Genomic DNA, 530 nt, shown 5'->3' with positions numbered 1-530 from the left:
ACCGACTTTATCTCCGATTAGACTGCCACCCATAAAGCAGATGTCTGCTGCACCAATCAATACGAGCATTTCACCCATTGTATCGCCTAGGTAAATCTGAGTTGTGTTTTCTGCAGGTTGCTTTTCTGTGCGACGGACAGTTTCAAAGCCTTGTTTTTTACAAAGAGCGAAAACATCGTCAAATCGTTCCGGATGCCGAGGAACTAAAATGAGTAGAGCATTGGGATGAGATTCTAAAATCTGTTTATGTGCCTCTAAGACCTGTTCATCCTCGCCTTTATGCGTACTCGCTGCAATCCATACTGGGCGGTCTTTTCCAAGTTGTGCTCGAAGTGCTTTGCCTTGTTGCTTCACGTGATCTGAAATTTGAATATCAAATTTAATCGAGCCCGTGACCGATAGCTTCTCTTTATTGACGCCTAAGCGTTCAAATCGCTCTGCATCAGAATCCGTTTGACAAAGTACTTGCGTCAAGCATGGATGAAGTTGGTTAAAAAGCCATTGGACTTTTGCGTAATTTTGACAGGATT

The 530-nt window shown here is 43.2% G+C and carries 1 protein-coding gene; it reads right to left on the bottom strand.

All coding sequences use genetic code 11. From position 1 onward, the window contains the following. Nucleotides 1-530: glycosyltransferase N-terminal domain-containing protein (locus tag R8N47_RS28140; RefSeq protein ID WP_318186473.1), on the bottom strand; the 530-nt coding region annotated here is incomplete at both ends.

Source organism: Vibrio sp. 2132-1 (assembly GCF_033344315.1).
This window is presented reverse-complemented; position numbering and strand designations above follow the sequence as displayed.